Source organism: Actinomyces ihuae (assembly GCF_001457875.1).
Classification (GTDB): Bacteria; Actinomycetota; Actinomycetes; order Actinomycetales; family Actinomycetaceae; genus Pauljensenia; species Pauljensenia radingae_A.
This window is the reverse complement of sequence record NZ_CZPX01000003.1, coordinates 242,155-257,756: the sequence shown is the minus strand read 5'-3', so window position 1 is coordinate 257,756 and position 15,602 is coordinate 242,155. Positions and strand designations below refer to the sequence as shown.

Genomic DNA, 15,602 nt, shown 5'->3' with positions numbered 1-15,602 from the left:
GGGTTTTGGTTGGGATTGGCTGCCCTGTTGTGGGGTGGTTGTTTTCTGAGCAGATTATGGTTTTTGTTTTTTGTTTGGAGAGTTTGATCCTGGCTCAGGACGAACGCTGGCGGCGTGCTTAACACATGCAAGTCGAACGGGATCTGCGTGGCCTTTGTGGTTGTGTGGTGAGAGTGGCGAACGGGTGAGTAACACGTGAGGAACCTGCCTTTTTCTTTGGGATAACGCTCAGAAATGGGTGCTAGTACTGGATGTTCTGCGCTTTCCGCATGGGGGGTGTGGGAAAGGGGCCTTTGTGGTTTCTGGAGGGAGATGGGCTCGCGGCTTATCAGCTTGTTGGTGGGGTGATGGCTTACCAAGGCTTTGACGGGTAGCCGGCCTGAGAGGGTGGGCGGTCACATTGGGACTGAGATACGGCCCAGACTCCTACGGGAGGCAGCAGTGGGGAATTTTGCACAATGGGGGGAACCTTGATGCAGCGACGCCGCGTGAGGGATGGAGGCCTTCGGGTTGTGAACCTCTTTCGCTCGTGTGCAAGCCGCTATTTGGGTAGTGGTGAGTGTAGCGGGTAAAGAAGCGCCGGCTAACTACGTGCCAGCAGCCGCGGTAATACGTAGGGCGCGAGCGTTGTCCGGATTTATTGGGCGTAAAGGGCTTGTAGGCGGTTTGTCGCGCCTGTCGTGTAATCCTCTGGCTTAACTGGGGGTGTGCGGTGGGTACGGGCAGGCTTGAGTGCGGTAGGGGAGATTGGAATTCCTGGTGTAGCGGTGGAATGCGCAGATATCAGGAGGAACACCGGTGGCGAAGGCGGGTCTCTGGGCCGTTACTGACGCTGAGGAGCGAAAGCGTGGGGAGCGAACAGGATTAGATACCCTGGTAGTCCATGCTGTAAACGTTGGGCACTAGGTGTGGGGGCCGCCCTTGGTTTCTGCGCCGTAGCTAACGCTTTAAGTGCCCCGCCTGGGGAGTACGGCCGCAAGGCTAAAACTCAAAGGAATTGACGGGGGCCCGCACAAGCGGCGGAGCATGCGGATTAATTCGATGCAACGCGAAGAACCTTACCAAGGCTTGACATGCGCCCTGAGCGCCTAGAGATAGGTGTGCATTTGGTTGGGGGTGTGCAGGTGGTGCATGGTTGTCGTCAGCTCGTGTCGTGAGATGTTGGGTTAAGTCCCGCAACGAGCGCAACCCTTGCCCTATGTTGCCAGCGCGTTATGGTGGGGACTCGTGGGGGACTGCCGGGGTTAACTCGGAGGAAGGTGGGGATGACGTCAAATCATCATGCCCCTTATGTCTTGGGCTTCACGCATGCTACAATGGCAGGTACAGAGGGTTGCGATGCTGTGAGGTGGAGCGAATCCTTTAAAGCTTGTCTCAGTTCGGATCGGGGTCTGCAATTCGACCTCGTGAAGGTGGAGTCGCTAGTAATCGCAGATCAGCTACGCTGCGGTGAATACGTTCTCGGGCCTTGTACACACCGCCCGTCACGTCACGAAAGTTGGTAACACCCGAAGCTTGTGGCTTAACCTTTTTGGGGGGAGCAGGTGACGGTGGGATTGGCGATTGGGACGAAGTCGTAACAAGGTAGGCGTACCGGAAGGTGCGGCTGGATCACCTCCTTTCTAGGGAGCCCTGTTTGTGCGTTTGTTTCTGCTCTTTTTGGGGTGGGGCGCGTTGTGGGGTTGCAAGTGTTGGCGGAGCAGACACATTGTCGGGTTTTCTTTCAATTCCTGTGTGTTTTGGAAGTGTGTGTTGCCTGCGTCTGGCTGCTGTTGTGGTGGTTGGGTGTGTGGTGGGTTGTTTGTGAACTGTATAGTGGTTGTGAGCATCTTTATTGTGTTTTCTGTGTTTTGTTGTTTTTGCATGTTTTCATGTTTGTGTTGTGTTTAGTTTTTGTGGGCATTCGGTGGATGCCTTGGTACCAAGAGCTGATGAAGGACGTGGCGGCCTGCGATAATCCTTGGGGAGTTGGCGAGCGAGCGTTGATCTGAGGGTGTCCGAATGGGGGAACCTGGCTGGGGTTGTGCCTGGTCACTATCATCTGAATTCATAGGGTGGTAGGGGGAACGCGGGGAAGTGAAACATCTTAGTACCCGTAGGAGAAGATATTTCGTCAGTAGTGGTGAGCGAAAGCGGATGATGGCTAAACCGTGTGCGTGTGTGACTCGGCGGGGGTTGCGTGTGCGGGGTTGTGGGGCTCTTTTTTCTCATCTTCTGCCGGGGGTGGGGGTGTGTGCGTGTGCGTGTGGTGAACATCTTGGGATGGGTGACCGAAGTGCGTGATAGTCGTGTAGCTGTGTGTGTGCGTGTGTGCCAAAGGGGTGCCCGAGTAGTGCGGGGCTCGTGGAATCTCGTGTGAATCTGCCAGGACCACCTGGTAAGCCTGAATACTTTTTGGTGACCGATAGTGCATAGTACCGTGAGGGAATGGTGAAAAGTACCCCGGGAGGGGAGTGAAATAGTGCCTGAAACCGGGTGCCTGTAAGCCGTCAGAGCCTGCTTTTGTTGGGTGATGGCGTGCCTTTTGAAGAATGAGCCTGCGAGTCAGTGATGCGTGGCGTGCTTAACCCGTGTGGGGGATGCGTAGCGAAAGCGAGTCTTAATTTTGGGCGTGTGTCGCGTGTTGTGGACCCGAAGCGGGGTGATCTACCTATGGTCAGGGTGAAGCTATGGTAAGACGTGGTGGAGGCCCGTACCCACCAGGGTTGAAAACCTGGGGGATGAACTGTGGGTAGGGGTGAAAGGCCAATCAAACTCCGTGATAGCTGGTTCTCCCCGAAATGCATTTAGGTGCAGCGTCACACTGGGCTTGGTGGAGGTAGAGCTACTGGTTGGTTGATGGGCCGTGTTGGTTACTGACGTCAGCTAAACTCCGAATGCCATTTCAAGTGGGTGTGGCAGTGAGACTGCGGGGGATAAGCTTCGTGGTCGAGAGGGAAACAGCCCAGATCATCGGCTAAGGCCCCTAAGCGTGCGCTGAGTGGGAAAGGATGTGGAGTCGCGTTGACAGCCAGGAGGTTGGCTTAGAAGCAGCCATCCTTGAAAGAGTGCGTAATAGCTCACTGGTCGAGTGGTTGTGCGCCGATAATGTAGCGGGGCTTAAGCGTGCCGCCGAAGCCGTGGCAATAACTTTTTGTTTTTGGGTAGGGGAGCGTCCTGCTCTGGGTGAAGCTGCCTGGTGATGGGTGGTGGACGGGGTGGGAGTGAGAATGCAGGCATGAGTAGCGTTTCGTGGGTGAGAATCCTACGCGCTGATTGACTAAGGGTTCCAGGGGCAGGTTTGTCCGCCCTGGGTTAGTCGGGTCCTAAGGCGAGGCCGACAGGCGTAGTCGATGGGTGACCAGTTGATATTCTGGTACCGTTTGTTTTCCGTCTAACGCTGCATGCTTTCGCGTCGTGTGCTTGCCGTGCGTGGTGTTGTCTTTCGGGATGATGCTGAGTGTGGCTGTGTGTGGTGTGGGGTGTGTGGTGAGCATTGGGGTGACGCAGGGAGGTAGTTGCTGCACACTGGTGGTTATGTGTGTCTAAGGTTGTGGCCTGTTTCTTGGGTGAAATCCGGGAAGCTGCGTTTGATCGCGTGGGTGAGGGCTGATGGGGCTGCCTGTTGGGGTGGCTAGTGGTGATCCTGTACTGCCGAGAAAAGCCTGGATGTGAGGAAGATGAGCGCCCGTACCCTAAACCGACTCTGGTGGTCAGGTAGAGTATACCGAGGCGTGCGAGTGAATCATGGTTAAGGAATTCGGCAAATTGCCCCCGTAACTTTGGGATAAGGGGGGCCCTGCTGGTGTGCCTGCTGTTCGTCGGCTTGGTGCTGATTGGGGTCGCAGAGAATTGGGAGAAGCGACTGTTTATTAAAAACATAGGTGTGTGCTAAGCCGTAAGGCGCTGTATACGCACTGACGCCTGCCCGGTGCTGGAAGGTTAAGAGGACGACTTAACTGCTTTTTTGTGGTGAAGGTTTGAATTTAAGCCCCAGTAAACGGCGGTGGTAACTATAACCATCCTAAGGTAGCGAAATTCCTTGTCGGGTAAGTTCCGACCTGCACGAATGGCGTAACGACTTCTCCGCTGTCTCGACCGTGATCTCGGTGAAATTGCAGTACGAGTAAAGATGCTCGTTTCGCGCAGCAGGACGGAAAGACCCCGGGACCTTTACTATAGCTTGGTATTGGTGTGTGTTTGTGCTTGTGTAGGATAGGTGGGAGACTGTGATGCCGTGCCGCTAGGTGTGGTGGAGTCGTTGGTGAAATACCATTCTGGTTCAAGTATGCATCTAACTTGGAGCCCTGATCGGGTTTGGGGACAGTGCCTGGTGGGTAGTTTAACTGGGGCGGTTGCCTCCTAAAGGGTAACGGAGGCGCTCAAAGGTTCTCTCAGCCTGGTTGGTGATCAGGTGGTGAGTGTAAGTGCACAAGAGGGCTTGACTGTGACACTGACGGGTGGAGCAGGTACGAAAGTAGGAACTAGTGATCCGGCCATGGCTTGTGGAAGCGTGGTCGCTCAACGGATAAAAGGTACCCCGGGGATAACAGGCTGATCTTGCCCAAGAGTCCATATCGACGGCATGGTTTGGCACCTCGATGTCGGCTCGTCGCATCCTGGGGCTGGAGTTGGTCCCAAGGGTTGGGCTGTTCGCCCATTAAAGCGGTACGCGAGCTGGGTTTAGAACGTCGTGAGACAGTTCGGTCCCTATCCGCTGCGCGCGTTGGAAACTTGATGAAGGCCCGTCCCTAGTACGAGAGGACCGGGATGGACGAACCTCTGGTGTGCCAGTTGTACTGCCAGGTGCATTGCTGGTTGGCTACGTTCGGTTGGGATAACCGCTGAAAGCATCTAAGCGGGAAGCTTTCTTCGAGATGAGGTTTCCGTGCCCCCCTTTTTGGGGGGTGGGAGGTCCCCAGTAGATGACTGGGTTGATAGGCCAGAGGTGGAAGCATTGTGAGGTGTTGTGAGCCGACTGGTACTAATGGGCCGATTCTAAACCAACACTCCACACTAGTGTGTGGGGCGAAGCGAGAAAACACGTGCACCCTATGTTTGGGGTGTGGTGCTTGCAATCACTGTGCGGTACACACTCAACCCACATACGGTGGGTGGGTGACATTTTTTGCGGTGGCTCATGGCAGGCGGGAAACGCCCGGCTCCTTTCCGAACCCGGAAGCTAAGCCGCCTTTGCGCTGATGGTACTGCGACCGGGGGGTCGTGGGAGAGTAAGACACTGCCGCAATCAACCGTGAGTTGGGGGTGGGGTACAGGCCTGGAGACAGGCACGTACCCCACCCCCCCTTTTTTACGCGCACACGCAAGCCCGCACACCCAGCGGGGCTGACCGACCGGATACCCAGTCAACCAGCATTTCATGTTTCACATCACATACGCCGCGGCGAATAGCTATTATGAGATCGGCATTAAGGCCACCGACAACGAATGGAGACAGACATGAACTTTGACGATCTGAAGAACAAGGCGACCGACGCGGTGCAGAACTCCGGCAAGGCAGACGATGTGCTGAACAACGTGTCGGAATCAGCCAAGAACGCCACCGACCACAAGTACGACGATAAGATCGACTCAGCGCGCGACGCGATCTCCAGCAAGATCGGTCACAAAGACGAAGCTGGCGCCGAGGATCCCCAGGCAGAAGCCAAGTAAGAACTTCATGTCATAATTCGAGCTGGTAGGGCAGAATGGTCTCGTGAATGAGAACCAGTCCCTACCAGCTTCGTGCATTATTGTGGCCGCAACACCGATCGGCGATGTCAACGACGCGTCGCCTCGGCTGTGCGCAGCCCTCCAGCAGGCAGATGTCGTTGCCGCCGAAGACACGCGCCGAGTCCGTGCATTGGCCTCGCGCCTCGGTGTCCACATTGCAGGATCCATCCTCGCCCTCCACGACCACAACGAGGGCGAGCGCGCGGGCGCACTCATCAGCCAGGCAAAATCAGGTGCACGCATCCTCGTCGTCTCCGATGCCGGCATGCCGACAGTCTCCGATCCGGGCTATCGCATCGTTCACGGAGCTATTGACGAGGGAGTACGCGTCACCGCCCTGCCAGGCCCTTCCGCTCCAGTAACGGCCCTCGCTGTGTCGGGTCTGCCATCAGACCGCTTCGCCTTTGAAGGATTCCTGCCACGCAAACAGGGAGAAGCTGAGCGCACACTCAAGGAACTGGCACGCGACCCGCATACTCTGATTTTCTTCGAATCACCGCGCCGGGTTCATGCCACGCTGTCGTTGATGTCTGAGCACTTCGGTGGCGCCAGGCGCGCGGTCGTGTGCCGAGAGCTGACCAAAGTGCACGAAGAAATCATGCGCGGAACCCTGGCGGAACTGGTCGACGCTACGCAGGGCGACGTGCTCGGTGAGATCACCATTGTCGTTCAAGGCGCCACTCAGAGCGTGAACGCACGGGACCATGTGCAGGCCGTCCTTGCCCTTGTTGACGAAGGTATGCGCCTGAAAGACGCTGCCGCTCAGGTCGCGCAAGCAACGGGTGCGCGCCGCAATGACCTGTACCGGGAAGCGCTGAAAGCTCGGTAGGAGGCTGTGCGGCGGCGCGGCTAGAACGTCGCAGCAGTGGATGCGAGCTGCTGCACGCCCTCCTCGTTCATGCGTTCACGAGCCTTGACACCAAGCTCTTCGCTCACCGGCGCCGTCAAATCTGAAAACACGCGAACCGTGAACTGCTCACGAACCGCATCGATTGCCGTATCGCACACGCAATGAGACTCAGCCAGTCCCACCACATCCACGTCAGTGATCCCCGCGTGGTGAAGTGCGTCGGCCAGGGTGGTGCCATCGTCTGCGACACCCTCGAACCCTGAATAAGCAGCCTCGTACTGGCCCTTCTTGACGGCAATGTCGACGGGAACATCACTGAGTGCCTGGTGGACTTCCGCATTCGGTGTGCCGGCAACACCGTGAGGCGGCCATGAGTCGACGAAATCCGGCTCGTCGGAAAAATGTGCACCTGGGTCAATGTGCCAGTCCTGGGTGGTCGCAATGAGGTCGTACGTATCCGGGTGGCTGCTCACAAAAACGGCGATACGCTGCGCAACCGCGTTGCCGCCCTCGACTCCGAGTTCACCGCCTTCGCAGAATGTCGGTTGGACATCGACGATGATGAGCGCGCGGGACACGGTTCCTCCTCATGATTCGGTGCATATGCACACCTTTGTGGGTTGGTCTTAACTGTAGATGTACGGCAGCGAAAGTGCGAACCGACAGGCGCGAAGCGCGTGCGAATATGTCTCCTCTTGCTTAGGCTGAAGATATGAAACTTGGTGACAGGCATTGGGATATTTCAGGTGTCGCGTTGGGCGGCAACACCTTCGGGTGGACTGCCGATGAGGCGATGACTGCCGACATTTTGGACGCGTACGCCGATCTGGGCGGAACGCTCGTCGACACCGCCGACGTCTACTCTGCATGGGTGGATGGTCACGAGGGAGGCGAATCCGAACTGGCCATGAAGCCGTGGCTTGCACGCCCCGGCAACCGCGACCGCCTGCTGATTGCCACCAAAGTTGGATCCAAGGACTCCCGCAAGGGATTGCGACCGGAGAACATTCACGCTGCCGTGGAAGAATCGTGCGAACGCCTGGGCATTGGCACGATCGACCTGTACTACGCACACTTCGACGAACCCGACGTTCCCATTGATGAGGTCGCCAGCGCGTTTCATGACCTGGTTGAACAAGGCACCATCCGTGAAATCGGAATGTCCAACCTGGAGCCGGATCGCCTGCGCGCATGGTGCAACGCCGCGCGCGAACATGGCTACCACATGCCGATCGCCCTGCAGCCGCACTTCAATGTCGTACACCGAGCCGAATTTGAATCAGAGCGCCTTGACATTGCGCGCGAATGGAACCTGGGTGTCTTCCCTTATTTCTCGCTGGCTTCCGGTTTCCTGACCGGTAAGTATCACCGCGGCGACAAGCTGGAAGGCGACCGAGCCGGAATGGTGGCTCCGTACGTGTCCGCTCAGGCGTTCGACGTGGTTGACGCGGTGACGCGCATTGCCCGCGATAAGGATGTGGCACCGGCTGCTGTCGCCCTCGCCTGGCTGATCGCGCAGCCCACCATTGCTGCACCGCTCGCCTCGGCACGTAACCTCGGGCAGCTCGAAGGCATCATGCAGGCCAGCTCCGTGGAGTTGAGCCAGGAGGAGATTGACGAACTGACGCGCCTGTCGGATGGGCTTTAGGTCACGACCGGCCCCGGCCCGTTCCTCACAGGCGGAAAATCAGTCTAGGCTAAGGGTATGAGTCGTATTCTGTCTGCCGTCGCGTGGCCCTACGCTAACGGGCCGCGCCACATTGGTCATGTTGCTGGTTTCGGTGTTCCCTCTGACGTGTTCTCCCGCTATATGCGAATGGCGGGGCACGACGTCCTGATGGTGTCGGGAACGGACGAGCACGGCACACCGATCCTGGTGGCGGCTGACCAGGAACACGTCACCGCCCGCGAACTTGCCGACCGCAATAACCGCCTGATTGTCGAAGACCTGCAGGCACTGGGCCTGTCCTACGACCTGTTTACGCGCACCACCACCGGTAATCACTACAACGTTGTGCGCGCCATGTTTGAGGTTGTCCGAGACAACGGCTACATGCTGGTGGAAACCACGCGAGGCGCAATCTCTCCCTCGACGGGACGCACCTTGCCGGACCGTTACATCGAGGGCACGTGCCCACTGTGTGGGGCCGAGGGAGCGCGCGGCGACCAGTGCGACAACTGCGGCAACCAGCTTGACCCGACAGATCTGATCAACCCGCATTCACGCATTAACGGTGAGACACCCGAGTTCGTCTCCACGGACCACTACTTCCTCGACTTGCCCTCCCTGGCCGCTGCGTTGTCGAAGTGGCTGGATGAGCGTGAAGAGTCCGGCACGTGGCGTCCGAACGTCATCAAGTTCTCTCAGAACTTCCTCAAGGAAATCCGGCCGCGTGCCATGACTCGCGACATTGACTGGGGAATCCCGGTTCCAGGGTGGGAAGACCAGCCCTCCAAGCGCCTGTACGTCTGGTTTGACGCGGTCGTCGGCTACCTGTCCGCATCGATCGAGTGGGCGCGCCGAAGCGGCGATCCTGACGCGTGGCGCAAATGGTGGAACGACCCGGAGGCGCTGTCCTACTACTTCATGGGCAAGGACAACATTGTCTTCCACTCGCAGATCTGGCCGGCTGAACTGCTCGGATACAACGGTGAAGGTGCGAAGGGTGGCGAGCCGGGTGACCTCGGGCATTTGAACCTGCCCACAGAAGTGGTCTCGTCTGAGTTTCTCACCATGGAAGGCAAGAAGTTTGCCTCCTCACGCGGCATTGTCATCTACGTGCGAGACATGCTCAGCCGCTACCAGCCTGACGCGCTGCGTTATTTCATCAGCGCGGCCGGCCCGGAAACATCCGACGCGGACTTCACGTGGACGGAGTTCGTGCGCCGAACCAATTCGGAGCTGGTGGCAGGGTGGGGCAACCTGGTCAACCGCACCGCATCGATGATCCACAAGCGCTTTGGTGAAATCCCGCAGCCCGGAGAACTCACCGACGATGACCGCGCATTGCTGGACGCAGTTGAAGCCGGCTTTGATGAGGTCGGCTCGCTCATCCGCACGCATCATCAGAAAGCCGCGCTGGGCCAGGCAATGCACCTGGTCGGCCTGGCGAACAAGTACGTGACTGATCAGGCGCCGTTCAAGTTGAAGGCCGAGGAGGAGCGCCCTCGTCTGGCAACAATCTTGTGGACACTGGCGCAGGTGGTGAGCGACCTGAACATTATGCTCAGCCCGTTCCTGCCGCACTCAGCCAACGACGTGGACACCGTGATGGGCGGCGAGGGCACCATCGCCCCCATGCCGCGCATCGATGAGGTTGAAGATCTGGACGTGACGAACGAGGATGGCTCACCGCGACGCTACCCGATTCTGACCGGCGACTACACGCATGTTCCTGAGTGGAAGCGCCATGATATTGAGGTTGGCCGTCCGATCGCCAAACCCGCGCCCGTCTTCCGTAAGCTTGACGACGCCATTGTCGACGAGGAGCTGGAGCGGGCTCAGGCCTGACAGTGCCGCGTAGCTAGCGGCCCTCTTTACGTGCCGTGACTACTGCCGCGACGATCAGTCCCAGGCCCAGCAGGATCAGTGATCCGATGAGCAGGATTGACATGTTGACCGTGGAATGAATTCCCACGATGAACACGAGGACTCCTGCCATGATGATAATTGCCGCCCAGATGAGCTGCCCAACGTTGACGGATGGAGGTGGCGGGGGCGGCAACGCGGGTGCCGCAGGATTTTCGCCTTGCTCGGCAGAGCGCCAGTCCGCGCTGTCGGGCTGCGCCTCAGTGTCGGTCTTCTCTGGTGTTGATTCGTCGCTCATTGCTGCATCCTTATCCATTGCTGCGTGAAGATGATTGAGCAGTGTCTCCTGACTGTGCGCCGCTTTGAGACAGGTCGCCGCTCTGGATCGTGTCACCGGAGATATCTGCAGGCGCAGACTCGATGATGGTGACGCTGCCGTACACATTGGTGATTTCCAGGTTGATCCCGTGCTCAGGAGACCAAAAATCATTGCGGAATGCCAGTTCCTCTGACACGAACTGCACTTCCGGAATCCATGGGCTGGACACCCGGCCTCCTTGTGCATCCAGCCAGTAGTCCGAGCGGATCAGACCGACCGAGCTATACAGATGAAACCCCACCGGCTGATTTTGACGCATCACGATCGTCACATCGCCACCAATATCGTCCAGACGGATCGTCTTGAGCGCATCTGCCGGCGCCTGCGAAAGATCCAGAGTGATTGAACCAGTGTCGGATAATTGCGTCGCAGTCCAGTCGTATGTCACGGCCGTGTCTGCCTCTGCCATACCCGGTTCTTCGCTCTCCAGGGTCTGCAGGTATTGCTCCTGCTCGTATTCGGCGTAGCCCACAGCCAGTACAAGTGGAGAGCATACTGCCACAAGAACGGACAGGCAGATCAGCCATGGCGCGCGACGCCCTCGAAAAGCCGTGAACGCAAGGACTATGCCGAGCCCCACGAGAACGCTCGCTGTCAGAACCACGAACACGCGTACCGCATCCACGCCGCCCAGACCTTCCTGAACGACCAACGCGCACGCTGCTGCAAGAGCAAGGACAATGAGGCCGGTAATGGCCAGGTTCGCCGGCATCGGCACAGAGGGCGAGGCCGGTCGCTGCGCAGGTGGCACCGTCCACGGATTGTTCGGCGTGCCGGTGGCAGGAGATGGTGTTGGCGCACTCACAGGCCGAGGCGCGCTGGCGGGGACATAGCTGGATGGTGGCACATGTGGTAGCGCGCCTTTCTGATGGTTACGCGTGTACTGCACCGCACCGGCAATCGCCATAATGGTCAGGATGATCGCGCCAAGAATGACGAGTGGGTAGATCCACGGCACTGCAGCACTGGAAGCCAGTCCGACCAGAGTTGTCACCAGTGCGCCCGCAAACCCCACATCGAATGTGCCGAATCGGATCAGCTGTTCACAGTGAATACGGCCGTCGCGGTACTCAGGCAGGAAAGCCCATGCCAGTCCATAGGCAGGCAAGATGAAAACGGAACACAGCAATCCCAGAACAATCGCCATTGCCCGCACGAATGCCAGATTCCAGCCAGTGCGCGCAGACATGCCGGCGCATACGCCTCCGACCAGGCGATCCTCACCGCGAAACCAGCCTGACCGACGGATGGAATCGAAAAACGATGAGGACCCGGGATCGGTGAAGGGTGTGCCTGCTGAATAACTCATGAAACTACTGTGGCAGACTGAGTCGTTTACATCTATCGGGGAGAGCCCTGATTCCCCCCTGAAAAGAAGCTGAGAATCACGGCTCGGAGCGGTTTTGATGCCAAGATAGAACAGTGACAGCAGCCAATCGTGAGCGCGACAACGGGTGGATTCCGCCTGCCCGCCATGACTCCTCACGTCCACCGCTGATCCGCGCCACACATTCCTCACAGGCCATGCCGCGTCCGATCCTGGCCGGCGTCTGCTCCGGCATTAGCGTCCATATCGGATTACATGTATGGATCGTCCGCGCGATCTGCCTGTTGTTGTGCACGGTGGGAATCGGCATTCTCCTGTACGTCTGGTTCGCCGTCACCATGCAGGTGGACCGCGGCAGGCGCACAAGCCGATCAGATGGCGCGCTCGCCACCCCTTTGACGCGATCGACCTTTTCAGCCCGATCCAAAGGCGTATCCGCCCAGCTGCTTGCCGCCGGACTGATCGCGATCGGCCTCGCCACTGTTCTGGCGATCCTCGTGGTACTCAACGTCGCCCAGGCCGTTGACATCCCCGCCATACTCGCCTCCATCGTCGGACTGGCACTGGTGTGGAGCCAGAGCGCCTCGCGCCGCAAGAAACTCAGCGCGCTGAACATCGTACTGATCGCCGCCGGCGTCGCATTCTTCCTGCTCGGCATTTTCGCCCTGTTCTTCGGCAGCACGTCACGTTTCCTGGTGACTCGCTCCCTGTTCGTCGGCGTGGTGCTGATCGGTGGACTGATCTTCGCGATTGCTCCGCTGTGGCTGAGAGCCTCAACGAACCTGTCAGCGACACGTGAACAGCAGGTGCGCGACGCCGAACGCGCAGATATTGCCGCTCACCTGCACGATTCAGTCCTGCAGACGCTGACACTGATACGCGCTCACGCCCAGGATCCGACCCGCGTTTCAGCATTGGCGCTGCGTCAGGAACGCGAACTGCGATCCTGGCTGTACACGGGTCACCACGAAGTGTCCGACTCCTTTGCCGCAGCTCTTCGCGAGTCCGTTGAGAACGTCGAATCCCGCTACGGCGTCCCGATCGAGGTCGTAAGCGTGGGAGATTGCGTGCCCACCGTTCAGGCCCTCGCCCTGGTTGCCGCCACCACCGAGGCCGCCACGAACGCTGTGCGTCATGGTCGCCCACCGGTCACCATCTACGCGGAAGTCGGCTCAATCAGCCTTGATGTCTACGTGAAAGATCAGGGCAAGGGCTTCGACGTGGACACAATCCCTGACGATCGCCACGGCATCCGACACTCCATTATCGGCAGAATCGACCGGGTCGGCGGCACGGTGACGATCCGTCGCCTGTCATCTGGTACCGAGATCCACATGAATGTCCCCATCGACGAGGGCGACCCTGCGCCCTCGGAGACCACTGAAAACTGAGAGGGAAGAACTGGTGAGTATTCGCATCGTCGTCATCGATGACCATCCTCTGGTGAGAGCAGGTGTGCGTTCCGAACTGGAAGAATCGGGCGCTGACCTGACCGTGGTGGGCCAGGCCGCTGATGTGGACGGCGCTGTTGCGGCCTGCCGTGATCTGCAGCCTGACGTGGCACTGCTGGATGTCCACTTGCCGGGCGGGCAGGGTGGTGGTGGCGCGGAAGTCGTGGCGCGTTGCGCAGATATCCCGCAGGTGCGCTTCCTGGCGCTGTCGGTGTCAGATTCGCCCGAGGATGTGGTGAGCGTGATCAGAGCAGGCGCTCGCGGATATGTCACAAAGTCGATTTCACCTGGCGACCTGCTGGAAGCCATTAAACGCGTTGCGAGCGGGGACGCGGCATTTTCGCCCCGCCTGGCAGGTTTCGTGCTTGACGCGTTCGGCACGCGTGAGGTGGCGGCCCACGAGGACGAACTGGATCTGCTTTCAGCGCGCGAGCAGGAAGTCATGCGCTTGATTGCGCGTGGCTACACGTACAAGGAAGTTGCAGCCGAGCTGTTTATCTCGGTGAAAACTGTCGAGACACACGTGTCAGCGGTGTTGCGCAAACTGCAGTTGTCGAACCGTAATGAACTGACCCGGTGGGCGGCTCAGCGTCACCTGATCTGACCAGTGGTTATGCGAAAAGCCACTGCGTGATGGTTGCCCACACGGGTGGGGCAGTGGTGGGGTCCACGAAAAGTGCGGGCTCCGACAGGCCAAGCTCGGCCTGTGCCTCCTCAGGCACGACGACAATGGCATACAGACACGAGGGGACACCCAGCGTGATGATCATGTCTGTTGTTTCCCATTGGCGCACTCCTGCGGCGCTGAGGTCCTCCCCGTTGTCGTTCATTGCGGCAAGTGCGTCAGTTGTCAGCAAGTTCAGAGTCCACTGGCCAGACTGGAGCTCGCGAGCCAGCGCACTGTCATCGCCTCCTGCCTGAGCAGCAGCTTGCAGCACCTGGTCGCACCGGGCGCCGTCTGCCGAGTACAGCCCTTCCAGCAGCTCCACACTCATCAGAATTGGCCCCTCGTGAACAGAGGGACGAGGCATAAGGTCGAGGAATTGTCCGAAAACGGATGGGACCTCTTCCGGGGGCAGAGCGTAGAGGTGAACGCCGTCGTTGCTGTGCTTGGCGATCGTTGTTGATCTGGAACTGATCCACGCTTCAACGACCTGGGCTGAATGGGGGCGAACGTCGAGAGCCTGGAATCGTGAGCGCACCGAGTATGCTGCGCTAAGTGCCTCCAGAGCTGTGGGGGTCGGGTCGCTCGAATCGTCAAGGATATGAGCGTCCACCAGTGAACGATGAACCGGATCTGACAGTGGCTCGCCATTGATGATGAAGGATGTCAGTTCATTCCATTCGTCTTCCGATATGACGAGGACGGGTCCTCCAGCAGTAGTCTGCACAGTTGCCATGAAACTATCCTTCGCGTGAGTGGTCGATTGTCGCGGCCGGCATCGCCTCAAGGCTTGCACCAACGTTTTCGAAAAGTTCGTAGTGTGCGCCGTAGTCGCGGGTCGCGCACGACAGTGTTGCCGTGTAACCGCGCGGCTGGTCTGGATCGAGCCACGTGAACTGACGTATCGTGATGGATTCGTCATCGAGGATGTAGCACCCCAGGCGCGCGAAACCCTTCCATTTCTGCGTGGCGACTTCAGACAGGTCCAGGAGCACGAACCCTGGGATTTCGTCGACCAATGCGTGCGTGGTGGTGTCTCGCCACTCCAGGTCGCCCAGGTCGGTGGGAACCGACGCGACGGTGACGACCAGGTTCGGTGCGTATACGCCATCGCGGCTGTTCTGCGTCTGCGCAGCGATGCAGTCGATTGCCGAGCCAATTCCCTGAGACTGTGAAGCCGCCGGGTTGTCGGGCTTCAATTGCGTCCACCCCTCTGGAAGGAGGGCACTGACGACATGTCCGTGAACTGTTGTCGAGCTATCAGATGTCATGCCACTCATTGTGCATCGCTCCTTTGAACATCGGTACCGGACTCAGTGCTGTGATCCACGCGCGAGGCTTTCAGAGCGCGCTGTTTTTCGTGCCATTCGGGATACATCTGTTTGGGAAGATCGAAGTTAAAGAAACTGAGAATGACGCCAATCATGGGAATAAAAATCAATGCCAGCATGAGTGCGGATAGCGGTTTGGAAAGTTGACTATCTGGCAGATTGCCTGTGAGTGCCAGAACTATAGAACCAGCGAAGAAGAAAAGAGCGATCGAAGGCTCGCCAAGGGCTATTGAGTTCTTAGAACCAAGCCACTGCGCCTGCTTGCGGAAAAAACGCCCTGGCCATGTGTCAGTGAACATAGCTAAAGCCCACATCACAGCCATCAGGATCCCAAAAATACATCCCAAGGCAATCAAGCC

General features: G+C 58.5%; 12 protein-coding genes and 3 rRNA genes. 9 read left to right on the top strand and 6 right to left on the bottom strand.

The features are described from left to right. Positions 1-71 precede the first annotated feature (71 nt). The 5 genes from BN3002_RS01185 to rsmI all read left to right on the top strand — a co-directional run bounded on the left by BN3002_RS01185 (position 72) and on the right by rsmI (position 6,541). Positions 72-1,622, top strand: a 16S ribosomal RNA gene (locus BN3002_RS01185). Between the two features lie 261 nt (positions 1,623-1,883). Beyond that, positions 1,884-4,986 (top strand): 23S ribosomal RNA (locus BN3002_RS01180). A gap of 122 nt (positions 4,987-5,108) precedes the next feature. Beyond that, positions 5,109-5,227, top strand: a 5S ribosomal RNA gene (gene rrf, locus BN3002_RS01175). The 16S, 23S and 5S rRNA genes sit together here, the layout of an rRNA operon. Before the next feature lie 212 nt (positions 5,228-5,439). Beyond that, positions 5,440-5,652, top strand: a complete 213-nt coding sequence (locus BN3002_RS01170) for an Rv0909 family putative TA system antitoxin (RefSeq protein ID WP_058236220.1) — start codon at positions 5,440-5,442, stop codon at positions 5,650-5,652. Positions 5,653-5,695: 43 nt separating this feature from the next. Beyond that, on the top strand, positions 5,696-6,541 hold the full coding sequence (rsmI, locus tag BN3002_RS01165; protein WP_058236219.1) for a 16S rRNA (cytidine(1402)-2'-O)-methyltransferase: 846 nt from the start codon (positions 5,696-5,698) through the stop codon (positions 6,539-6,541). Between the two features lie 20 nt (positions 6,542-6,561). Here rsmI and BN3002_RS01160 read toward each other — a convergent pair whose 3' ends face one another. Then, entirely contained in the window at positions 6,562-7,140 is a 579-nt protein-coding gene (locus BN3002_RS01160) for an isochorismatase family protein (RefSeq protein WP_058236218.1), read from the bottom strand. Positions 7,141-7,274: 134 nt separating this feature from the next. On the opposite strand from BN3002_RS01160, the gene BN3002_RS01155 reads away from it, so the two are divergent. Further along, the gene (locus BN3002_RS01155) at positions 7,275-8,210 is read left to right on the top strand and encodes an aldo/keto reductase (protein ID WP_058236217.1); all 936 of its coding nucleotides are present in this window, start codon (positions 7,275-7,277) and stop codon (positions 8,208-8,210) included. 57 nt (positions 8,211-8,267) lie between these two features. Beyond that, positions 8,268-10,073 carry a methionine--tRNA ligase gene (gene metG, locus BN3002_RS01150; protein ID WP_058236216.1) on the top strand — a complete coding sequence of 602 codons (1,806 nt, stop codon included), beginning with the start codon at positions 8,268-8,270 and terminating at the stop codon, positions 10,071-10,073. 13 nt (positions 10,074-10,086) lie between these two features. Here metG and BN3002_RS01145 read toward each other — a convergent pair whose 3' ends face one another. Beyond that, positions 10,087-10,389, bottom strand: coding sequence for a hypothetical protein (locus tag BN3002_RS01145; protein WP_154955683.1), 303 nt, complete (start codon positions 10,387-10,389; stop codon positions 10,087-10,089). A gap of 10 nt (positions 10,390-10,399) precedes the next feature. After that, complete coding sequence (locus BN3002_RS01140; RefSeq protein ID WP_058236214.1) at positions 10,400-11,779, bottom strand: PspC domain-containing protein; 1,380 nt, start codon at positions 11,777-11,779, stop codon at positions 10,400-10,402. Between the two features lie 113 nt (positions 11,780-11,892). Here BN3002_RS01140 and BN3002_RS01135 point away from each other — a divergent pair, with 113 nt between their 5' ends. Together BN3002_RS01135 and BN3002_RS01130 are read left to right on the top strand one after the other, a co-directional pair. After that, positions 11,893-13,188 carry an ATP-binding protein gene (locus BN3002_RS01135; protein ID WP_058236213.1) on the top strand — a complete coding sequence of 432 codons (1,296 nt, stop codon included), beginning with the start codon at positions 11,893-11,895 and terminating at the stop codon, positions 13,186-13,188. Positions 13,189-13,201: 13 nt separating this feature from the next. After that, positions 13,202-13,852: a LuxR C-terminal-related transcriptional regulator gene (locus BN3002_RS01130; protein WP_058236212.1), complete on the top strand. Its 651-nt coding sequence runs from the start codon at positions 13,202-13,204 to the stop codon at positions 13,850-13,852. Between the two features lie 7 nt (positions 13,853-13,859). On the opposite strand, the gene BN3002_RS01125 is transcribed toward BN3002_RS01130, so the two are convergent. From BN3002_RS01125 to BN3002_RS01115, 3 genes are read right to left on the bottom strand one after another with little or no spacing between them, the layout of a single operon-like run. Continuing rightward, a complete protein-coding gene (locus BN3002_RS01125) occupies positions 13,860-14,648 on the bottom strand; it encodes a hypothetical protein (protein WP_058236211.1) in 789 nt (262 codons plus the stop codon). A gap of 4 nt (positions 14,649-14,652) precedes the next feature. After that, entirely contained in the window at positions 14,653-15,192 is a 540-nt protein-coding gene (locus tag BN3002_RS01120; protein WP_058236210.1) for a hypothetical protein, read from the bottom strand. After that, positions 15,189-15,599 carry a hypothetical protein gene (locus BN3002_RS01115; RefSeq protein WP_058236209.1) on the bottom strand — a complete coding sequence of 137 codons (411 nt, stop codon included), beginning with the start codon at positions 15,597-15,599 and terminating at the stop codon, positions 15,189-15,191. The genes BN3002_RS01120 and BN3002_RS01115 overlap by 4 nt, the downstream gene beginning before the upstream one ends. Positions 15,600-15,602: the final 3 nt, after the last annotated feature.

What these genes read in the sequence shown, in the direction of transcription:
- BN3002_RS01170 (WP_058236220.1), top strand. Translation starts at nt 5,440, where the DNA reads ATGAACTTTGACGATCTGAAGAACAAGGCGACCGACGCGGTGCAGAAC.
- BN3002_RS01155 (WP_058236217.1), top strand. Translation starts at nt 7,275, where the DNA reads ATGAAACTTGGTGACAGGCATTGGGATATTTCAGGTGTCGCGTTGGGC.
- metG (WP_058236216.1), top strand. Translation starts at nt 8,268, where the DNA reads ATGAGTCGTATTCTGTCTGCCGTCGCGTGGCCCTACGCTAACGGGCCG.
- BN3002_RS01145 (WP_154955683.1), bottom strand. Translation starts at nt 10,389, where the DNA reads ATGAGCGACGAATCAACACCAGAGAAGACCGACACTGAGGCGCAGCCC.
- BN3002_RS01140 (WP_058236214.1), bottom strand. Translation starts at nt 11,779, where the DNA reads ATGAGTTATTCAGCAGGCACACCCTTCACCGATCCCGGGTCCTCATCG.
- BN3002_RS01125 (WP_058236211.1), bottom strand. Translation starts at nt 14,648, where the DNA reads ATGGCAACTGTGCAGACTACTGCTGGAGGACCCGTCCTCGTCATATCG.
- BN3002_RS01120 (WP_058236210.1), bottom strand. Translation starts at nt 15,192, where the DNA reads ATGAGTGGCATGACATCTGATAGCTCGACAACAGTTCACGGACATGTC.